General features: G+C 62.3%; 10 protein-coding genes and 1 tRNA gene. 4 read left to right on the forward strand and 7 right to left on the reverse strand.

Going from position 1 to position 8723, the window contains the following annotated elements:
• Positions 1-1481, forward strand: a 1481-nt coding sequence (thrS, locus tag VKP01_RS14015; RefSeq protein ID WP_324413321.1) for a threonine--tRNA ligase, incomplete at its 5' end; no start/stop codon positions are given.
• A gap of 103 nt (positions 1482-1584) precedes the next feature.
• Here thrS and VKP01_RS14020 read toward each other — a convergent pair.
• Complete coding sequence (locus VKP01_RS14020) at positions 1585-1959, reverse strand: hypothetical protein (protein ID WP_324413323.1); 375 nt, start codon at positions 1957-1959, stop codon at positions 1585-1587.
• A 185-nt stretch (positions 1960-2144) separates the two neighbouring features.
• Positions 2145-2220, reverse strand: a tRNA-Lys gene (locus VKP01_RS14025).
• Positions 2221-2439: 219 nt separating this feature from the next.
• Here VKP01_RS14025 and VKP01_RS14030 point away from each other — a divergent pair.
• Positions 2440-3162 (forward strand): fused DSP-PTPase phosphatase/NAD kinase-like protein, encoded by a 723-nt coding sequence (locus VKP01_RS14030; protein WP_324413325.1) that lies wholly within the window; start codon positions 2440-2442, stop codon positions 3160-3162.
• Positions 3163-3176: 14 nt separating this feature from the next.
• Here VKP01_RS14030 and VKP01_RS14035 read toward each other — a convergent pair whose 3' ends face one another.
• Positions 3177-4949 (reverse strand): ABC transporter ATP-binding protein, encoded by a 1773-nt coding sequence (locus VKP01_RS14035; protein ID WP_324413327.1) that lies wholly within the window; start codon positions 4947-4949, stop codon positions 3177-3179.
• 160 nt (positions 4950-5109) lie between these two features.
• Here VKP01_RS14035 and miaA point away from each other — a divergent pair, with 160 nt between their 5' ends.
• Together miaA and VKP01_RS14045 are read left to right on the forward strand one after the other, a co-directional pair.
• On the forward strand, positions 5110-6066 hold the full coding sequence (miaA, locus tag VKP01_RS14040) for a tRNA (adenosine(37)-N6)-dimethylallyltransferase MiaA (protein WP_324413329.1): 957 nt from the start codon (positions 5110-5112) through the stop codon (positions 6064-6066).
• A 109-nt stretch (positions 6067-6175) separates the two neighbouring features.
• Positions 6176-6814, forward strand: a complete 639-nt coding sequence (locus VKP01_RS14045) for a hypothetical protein (RefSeq protein ID WP_324413331.1) — start codon at positions 6176-6178, stop codon at positions 6812-6814.
• A gap of 277 nt (positions 6815-7091) precedes the next feature.
• Here the strand turns inward: VKP01_RS14045 and VKP01_RS14050 are convergent, their stop codons facing one another.
• The 4 genes from VKP01_RS14050 to VKP01_RS14065 all read right to left on the reverse strand — a co-directional run bounded on the left by VKP01_RS14050 (position 7092) and on the right by VKP01_RS14065 (position 8328).
• Positions 7092-7418: a hypothetical protein gene (locus tag VKP01_RS14050; protein WP_324413333.1), complete on the reverse strand. Its 327-nt coding sequence runs from the start codon at positions 7416-7418 to the stop codon at positions 7092-7094.
• Between the two features lie 193 nt (positions 7419-7611).
• Positions 7612-7821, reverse strand: a complete 210-nt coding sequence (locus tag VKP01_RS14055; RefSeq protein ID WP_324413335.1) for a hypothetical protein — start codon at positions 7819-7821, stop codon at positions 7612-7614.
• A 94-nt stretch (positions 7822-7915) separates the two neighbouring features.
• On the reverse strand, positions 7916-8080 hold the full coding sequence (locus tag VKP01_RS14060) for a Flp family type IVb pilin (protein WP_324413337.1): 165 nt from the start codon (positions 8078-8080) through the stop codon (positions 7916-7918).
• A gap of 83 nt (positions 8081-8163) precedes the next feature.
• On the reverse strand, positions 8164-8328 hold the full coding sequence (locus VKP01_RS14065; RefSeq protein WP_324413339.1) for a Flp family type IVb pilin: 165 nt from the start codon (positions 8326-8328) through the stop codon (positions 8164-8166).
• Positions 8329-8723: the final 395 nt, after the last annotated feature.

Here is an 8723-nt window from a genome sequence, read left to right on the forward strand (position 1 = left end):
TCGACCTGTGCCGCGGCCCGCATATGACCTCGACGGGCAAGATCGGCAATGCCTTCAAGCTGATGAAGGTGGCGGGGGCCTATTGGCGCGGCGATTCCAACAACCCCATGCTGACGCGCATCTACGGCACAGCCTGGGCCAATGACGCCGATCTGCAGAACTATCTGCATCAGCTCGAGGAAGCCGAGAAGCGCGACCATCGCAAGCTGGGGCGCGAGATGGACCTCTTCCATTTCCAGGAGGAGGGCCCCGGCGTGGTCTTCTGGCACGCCAAGGGCTGGACGCTGTTCCAGCAACTCACGAACTACATGCGCCGGCGTCTTGCGGAGGATTACGAGGAAGTCAACGCTCCTCAGATCCTCGACCGCGCCCTGTGGGAGACCTCCGGGCACTGGGGCTGGTATCGCGAAAACATGTTCATCACCAAGACCGAGGATGAGCGCGTCTTCGCGATCAAGCCGATGAACTGTCCTGGCCATGTGCAGATCTTCAAGCATGGCTTGAAGAGTTATCGCGATCTGCCTTTGCGCATGGCAGAATTCGGCGCCGTTTCGCGCTACGAGCCCTCCGGCGCGCTGCACGGTCTGATGCGCGTGCGCGCCTTCACGCAGGATGACGCGCATGTCTTCTGCACAGAGGACCAGATGGCGGCGGAATGCCTCAAGATCAACGATCTGATCCTCACAACCTATGCCGATTTCGGCTTCGACCAGATCGTGGTGAAGCTCTCCACCCGGCCTGAGAAGCGCGTCGGCACCGATGCCATGTGGGATCACGCCGAGGCCGTCATGGAAGACGTGCTGAAGCAGATCGAGGCGCAATCGGGCGGGCGCATCAAGACGGAGATCAATCCGGGCGAGGGCGCCTTCTACGGTCCGAAATTCGAATATGTCCTGCGCGATGCGATCGGGCGCGACTGGCAATGCGGCACGACGCAGGTCGATTTCAACCTGCCCGAGCGCTTCGGTGCGTTCTATGTCGATGCTGACGGCCAGAAGAAGACGCCGGTGATGATCCACCGCGCCATCTGCGGCTCGATGGAGCGCTTCACCGGGATCCTGATCGAGCATTTCGCCGGCCATTTCCCGCTCTGGCTCGCACCGGCGCAGGTGGTTGTATGTACCATTACCTCGGAAGCGGATGATTACGCCGAGGAGGTCATGCGCGCCGCCCGCAAGGCGGGTCTGCGGGTCGAGAAGGATACGCGCAACGAGAAGATCAATTACAAGGTGCGCGAGCACTCCCACGCCAAGGTGCCGGTGATCCTCGTCGTCGGCAAGCGCGAGGCTGCGGAGAATGCGGTGAATATCCGTCGTCTCGGCAGCCGGGACCAGACGGCGATGTCGCTCGTCGACGCCCTCGCCACGCTCACTGCCGAGGCTGTGCCACCGGATGTCGATCGCGCTCACAGCCATCCGAGCGAGAGCATCGAGACGAGCGATGTCGTCCTCGACGGGCAGCATGCGCACGGGATCGCCTGAGACGCGCCAGCGGGAATCATTGGTGTGGCGGCGCTGACTGCCACACCGGCCTTCCCGTGTTTTGCTTGACGCCTGTTGCGCCGGGGGCGGCCTGCGGCGCCGCTCAGCGGCTGCGCAGGCTGAAATCCGCCGTGTCGCCTTCGCCCCTGTCGGCAATGAAGCGCAGGGTATCGCCGCGTCGCAGGACGCGCTGGCAATTCAACGGCTCGTTCGACGTTCCGAATTCCAGCGTGCGGCAGAAATACCCGTCCCGCCATTCCCAAGTGCCGCTCACCTGCATGCCGAACCCCCGCCCGGTAATCCGCCCCTCCGGCGTCACCTGAAGCCGGATTCCGAATCGCGTCAGGTCATGCCCCGCGACCAGCGCACGAAAATCGGCCTCACGCTGCACGTGCGCAAAATCGGCAAGCGCGGGGCTGGCGATGCTCACGCCGATGAAGGCAAGCAGGGCGAGCAGGGCTGAGGCGGGGCGTTGCATGATCATCTCAGGCACATGGTTATTGACGGGGACGATGTGAACGATGTGCCTGAGATGGTGCGGATGGGGGAGGCGGCAAGACTATGGTGGGAAAGGGGTTTTGCGGCGGACAGCGAAGCGTGTCGCGAGAGACGGATCCGATTGCGGAATCAACCGGGAATGTCTCGATGAACCCGGATTTTCAGTGGTGAGCGCGCAGGGATTCGAACCCTGGACCCACTGATTAAAAGTCAGTTGCTCTACCAACTGAGCTACGCGCTCGATGGGCGAGGACTTAAGGCCTTGCGGCGGCGGGGTCAACCGGAAAAGGGCGGGTCTGGTGCGCGAACGCTGCGAATGGGCGTCGCAGCCGGTCGGGCGAGGATGTCAATGCGCGCGATGCGTCGGGGGAAATGCGGCAGGTTGCGATTGCGGGAGGGCGGCGGCGCTGCTATGCGCTTTCGCTTGACCGTTCATCCGCCACCGCGACCAGGCTGCTCCGTGCTCAATCGTTTTCGCGCTCCGGAAACCCGCAATGCCCGCCGTCTCGCGCGGATCGCACGCTGGAACCGCCCGATCATCTCCCGTGGCGAACGGCTGCGCGCATGGTTCAACATGCTGTTTTCCGATCACGGCATCTTTCGCCTGATCTATCTGAATCTCCACGAGGTCGCTCCGGGATTTTTCCGCTCGGCGCAGCCCGTGCCGCATCAGCTCGCGCGCTTCGCCGCGATGGGCGGGCGCACGGTGGTCTATCTGCGCGGCGGGCGCGAGCACGGTTCGTGGCAACTTGAGCAGGAAGCCTGCGCTCGGCTCGGGCTGAAGCTCGAGGAATTCGTGGTGCGCTCGCGCGGGGCGCCGTCTCGCGCGGACATGCTGGCAGCCGAAGCTTTCCTCGCGCGCCTGGAAAAGCCGGTTCTGATCCACTGCAAGTCCGGTGCTGACCGGGCCGGATTCGTCTCGGCACTCTACATGTTGCTCGTCGAAAAGGTGTCCGCCGACGAAGCGCTGAAACAGCTCTCGTGGCGCTACGGTCATTTCCGCCGCGCGCGCACCGGGATCCTCGATGCGTTCTTCGAGCGCTATCGCGACGAGGGCGAGGCGCGGGGTCTGTCCTTCGCGACATGGCTGAGCGCGCATTACGATCCGCAGGCGCTCGAACGGGATTTCAGGGCAGGCCTGCTCTCCGAAATCCTCGTCGACAGGATCATGCGCCGCGAGTAAGGTTGCGGGTCAACTCAGGTGCCGCCGTTTTGCAGCGCATGCAGCTTGGAATAGGCGCCCCCTTCCGCGATGAGCGCCTCGTGGCTGCCGCGCTGGACAATGCCCCCGCCCTCCAGAACCACGATCAGATCCGCATTGCGTACGGTGGAGAGGCGGTGTGCGATGACGAGCGTGGTGCGCCCCTGCATCAGCCGCGCCAGCGCTTCCTGCACGAGCTTCTCGCTCTCGGCATCAAGGGCGGAGGTGGCCTCGTCGAGTAGCAGGATCGGCGCATCCTTGAGGAAGGCGCGGGCCAGGGAGACACGCTGGCGCTCGCCGCCCGAGAGCCGGCTGCCGCCGGGGCCGACGCGGGTGTCGTAGCCCTGCGGCAGGGCGGCGATGAAGTCATGCGCCGCCGCGTTGCGGGCGGCGGCGACAACCGCCTCCTCGTCGGCACCGGGGTGTCCGAAACCGATATTGGCGCACACCGTGTCATCGAACAGCATCACCTCCTGGCTGACCACGGAGATCGCCCCGCGCAGGCTGGCGAGCGAGACATCGCGCACGTCCTGACCATCGATCAGAACACGGCCCTGCGTCACGTCATAGAGGCGCGGGATCAGTGACAGCAGCGTGGATTTGCCCGAGCCGGACCGCCCCACCAGCGCCGTGGTCGAGCCGCCGGCGACGATGAGATCGATCCCGGTGAGGGCTGGTACGACGCTCTTACCCTGATCGCCATAGCTGAAACCGGCATGCTCGAAGCGGATTGTGCCATCGCCGACTGCGAGCGCGCGGGCGGCGGGTTTCTCGGCGATCTGCGGCTTGCGGCCGATCACGTCGTAGTAGCGCACCAGTGCCGCGATGGCTTCCTGGACCGTGGCGTTGAGATTGCCCAGCGCCCGTACGGGCTGCGAGGCCAGCAGCAAAGCGGTGACAAAGCCGGTAAAATCGCCGATCGTGGTCTCGCCGCGCCCGATCTGCCAGCCGATCAGGGCGAGCACGCCGGCCACCGCGAAACCGGCGCTGATCTCGAGCAGCGGATCGAGCCGCGCCCGCGCCCGCGCGGCCTGGACCTTGAGTGCGCGGACCTGCTCGAACGCGTCGCGCGCACGGCCCTTGAGATAGGGCTCCATGGCATAGGTCTTGGCGACCTTAACGCCGCCGAGGCTCTCGGAGACCATGCCGGCCATTGAACCGATCTCCTCCTGCGTGGCGGTGGAAACGCGGCGCAGTTTCTTGCCGATCCGGGCGATGGGTGGCGCAACGAAGGGCGCGACGAGAATGACCACCAGCGTCATCAGCCAGTCGATCCAGAACATGGCGCCGACGAGCGCGATCACCGTCACCGCTTCGCGCAGGAAGACCGTCACGAGGCGCGTCAGCGCCTCCTTGATGAAGGTGAAATCGGTGGTGAAGCGCTGCGTCAGCGTGGCCGGGCTGTCCTTCTGGAGCTGGGCGAGATCGAGATCGATCAGATGCGCATAGAGCGCACTCTGCATATCCGCCTCGACGCGACAGACGACGACATTGGTCAGGACCACCTGTCCGTAGAGCGCGAAGCCCTTGATTGAGGTCACCAGGATGACGACGAGCGGACCCCAGTAGAGGATCTGCATATTGCGCATGTCGAGCGCGTCAAAAGCCTCGCGAATCAACAGCGGATAAAGACTCGTGGCAGCGCCGCCGATGACGATCAGGATCATGATCAGCACAAGGCTGCGCCGGTGATGCGCCACACGCTCACGCCAAAGGCGCTTGAGCAGCGCCACGGTGTCGCTGTCGAGGGTGAGGGCCTTGCGCGCCATGCGGTCTCTCTTGCGGTCTGCGTTGCAGTCTGATCTTTCGTGACGAATGCGAAGCGGCTTTAGCATGCGCTTGCGCGAATGACACCTCCGCCCGCACGTTTTGCGGGTTCCGTGATGGCGCGCGAGCGGCTAATCAGAGGCGATGAAACCCGCTCCAGACATGAAACCGGTCACACCGATCCTGATCGCCGGCCCCACCGCTTCCGGAAAGTCGGCATTGGCGCTCACGCTCGCGCGGGCGCTGGCCGGTGTGGTGATCAATACCGATTCGATGCAGGTTTATGCCGATCTGCGGATCCTGACCGCGCGCCCCTCGCCGGAGGAGGAGGCGGTCGCGCCGCATCGGCTCTATGGCAGCGTGGATGGTGGCGTGAACTATTCCGTCGGGCGCTGGCTCAACGATGCGACCCGGATTCTGGCCGAGACCCGCGCCGAAGGCCGGGTACCGATCTTCGTCGGCGGTACGGGGCTGTATTTCAAGGCCCTGATCGCCGGGCTATCCGCGATTCCGCCGGTTCCCGAGGCCGTGCGTGCGGGCTTGCGCGCGGAATGCGCCGACAGGCCCGCGCCGGATCTGCATGCCGTTCTGGCAGAGCGTGACCCGGAAGCGGCGGCGGGGATCCAGCCCAATGACCGCCAGCGCATCATGCGGGCGCTGGAAGTCCTGGAAGCGACGGGACGCTCCATCGTCACATTCCGCGATGCCCGCGAGCCCGGTCCGCTGACGGGCGAGCCAGTGGCCCGGCTGTTTCTGGCGCCGGAGCGCGACGCTTTGCGAGCACGCATCGATGCGCGTTTCGACGCGATGATGCAAGCCGGCGCTCTCGACGAGGTCGCCCGGCTCGCCACACGCGATCTCGATCCGGCCCTGCCAGTGATGCGCGCCCACGGCGTACCGGGGTTGATCGTCCATCTGCGCGGGGAGGCCTCACTCGCGGATGCGGTAGCGCGCGGCAAGGCGGATACCCGTGCCTACGCCAAGCGCCAGTTCACGTGGTTTCGCAATGTGCTTCCCGGTTGGTCGTGGCGCGATCCCGAGGCAGCGATAGTGCAGGCGCAGGCCGACCCGCATGGTTTCATTGCGCTCGAGGCGGCGAAGCCGCTGCGACAGCGTTGAGAATATTCCACGCGCGCCACGAGTTTTTTTATGGTCAAGTTTGAACGCAACGAGGGCAGGGCGCGTTTGTGCGGCAAGTTCGATCCATCATCACCACGGAGTGATCACGATGAAACCGCTTGCCATTGCATCTGTATCCGCCTTCGCGCTGCTGCTTGCCGCCTGTGGCGAAGACCAGACCGCGCAGCAGAACGGCGAATCCGTCGAGGGAGATACCGCCATCATGGAAGATGATGCGGATCCTGCGCCCGTGCCGGAGCCGGGCACGCCGCCGGATAGTGTCGCGGGAGAGCCCGCCGGCGGCGGAATGGGTTCGCCGGTCATGCCCGGGGAAGAAGAGGATGCTGGCATTGCTGCCACCGAATCGCCGCCGATCGAGCCGGCGGCGGATCCTGACGAGCGTCTGCTCGCCGAGGAGGAAACCGGTGAACCGGACGCGGATGAGACCGGCAGCCTTCCCGATCAGGCGGGTGTGACCATTGAGCCGGGGATTTATGAATCCGGGCTTGCGACCATGCAGATCGCGCCGGACGGCTCCTATGTCATCGAGATGAATGCGCAGGGTGAGGAACGCGCCGGGACGGATCGCCTTGAAGGTAATGTGCTGGCCGCAGCGCCCATGCCGGAAACGCCGGCGGACGAGGATGCAAATTGCCTGTTCTCGAATGAAGCCGGCGGCCTGCGCGTTACCGCAGCCGACCCGTCATGCGCCTTCCTCGATGGTGAAATATTCACCCGGGTCGAGTGATCACGCCATACGCCCAAAGAGAATGAATCCGGGGCCTGCGTGGCTCCGGGGTACCTTTTTCATGGATGCCGGGCCTTGCCGGCTCGGATGAATCCGATTTCACCAGCGTCGGGTCGGAATCGCCGTTGCGCCAGGGCGCGTTCCGACCTGACGAAGTCAGGCTGGGCGCTTTCAGTTATTGTTCGACGCATCATTTTTCCGTCAGCCGGTATCCACCTGACGGAATGATACTTTAAAGCCGCCAGGTTCGGCATAAAAAGCCGGCCCGGATTACGACTCACACGCGCCCGATCCGAAAGCGAACATGCATGAAATTCGACATCCCCATCTGTACTTCGACGGTGGGTGACAAAAGCGGGTTTCCGTCGAGTCGCACACCGATTTCGACTTCACGACGGTCGATGATGACCGTGGCATGACCCTCCACGCGCATGCGAACCAGCGCATCGAGCGGCAGCGACACGCGCTTGACCTCCACGAAACCATAGTTTGACGCGGCGAAAGCGTCTCCCGCAGCGGTCCGCAAATGACTGGTCAGAACGAAATGCCCGATCAGATAGAGGATCGCGGTGCCCAGCCAGAACTTCAACAAGACCTTGAACATTGGTCAGCTTCCTGATCGCTGTGCGTTCCGTTTCGTCATGGCATGCACAGACTGGGGCCGCGCCGCAGATCGCCCTGCAGGGACCCGGGATCGCGGTCACCGGAGTCGCGGCTGTGAGCCTTGCCATGACCATCTCGCAGGTGTTTTTCAGCTGTGCCGTGCACAGCCGAAATCTTGTTGGGGCTACGCTTCTTCAGGCGCTTGGCCGGAATACAACCATCGACAAGATGTCTTCCGGGCTGAATCCGGCAAGATAGCGCAGAAAAACAGCAGTGATGATGTAGATTGCTGCGAGAAAAATCAGGAAGGCCGGTATCAGAATCAGCGTGAGCGCCCAGCTCAGCCATTCCGGTATTTCCTGACGCTCCATTGCCAAGAAGCCTCGCCAGAAGATATTCCTCAATTTTACACCTCGACCCCGTCGTTTCAATGCTGAATTCACGCGACATACATGTCATGGAGGGGTCTGCGCGTTGTTTCGCGCAGACCGGACCTGGTCAACGCAACAGCATTGCGAGTTGCAGAAACACGCCTTCAACGCGGTTGCGTAGCCACATCAGGGAGAGGATGAGAGGGACTGCAACCATTGCTGCGAGCAGCGCATACTCAATTGCCGTTGCGCCGCCGTCATCCTCGCAAAAACGCCTCCATAACAGTGACATGGCAGTACTCCTTGCAGACTTCACGCCGGCGCGCGACGAAGGGGCTGCGCATTCGCCGCAGCGCCGAACCAGAAAATCTGTGATCAGTTCAAGGAATCTGCGACATTGCCGAAGGTAGTGCTGAGATTATCTCCAACGGCACCGACGGCGGCAATGATCGCGACCGCAACAAGCGATGCAATCAGACCATATTCGATTGCGGTGGAGCCGGATTCGTCGTTGACGAAACGATTGATGAGCTTGGACATGTTCATTCTCCGTAGATCTATTTCATTTCCTGGATCAAGTACTTTGCGGAAGACTTGTTCCAGAGCAGAAGACTTGCTGCCTTCAACACGTCCAGAAGGCCAGTAATTTCTTACGAAAAATCTTATTCAAAACATGAGTCTGATATAAAATCTCAAAAAATCACGACAATATTCTGAATTAATTTTTCAAAAACTATATTATAGCCTGTCAAAACGAGATTAATTCTTCTAACTTGGGACAATTACATGATTTATATTGAAACAATTCTGTTTCGCGCGCCCCCTTGTATGACAGGATTTCTGGAGATGATTCCAATTTGATACAAAACCGGATCGTACAGCTCCGCCGCAGCGTCATCCTTGGCCGACCTGGTGCGGTCGCATGTTACGCGGAT

Source organism: Saliniramus sp., assembly GCF_035311605.1.
Taxonomy (GTDB): Bacteria; Pseudomonadota; Alphaproteobacteria; order Rhizobiales; family Beijerinckiaceae; genus Saliniramus.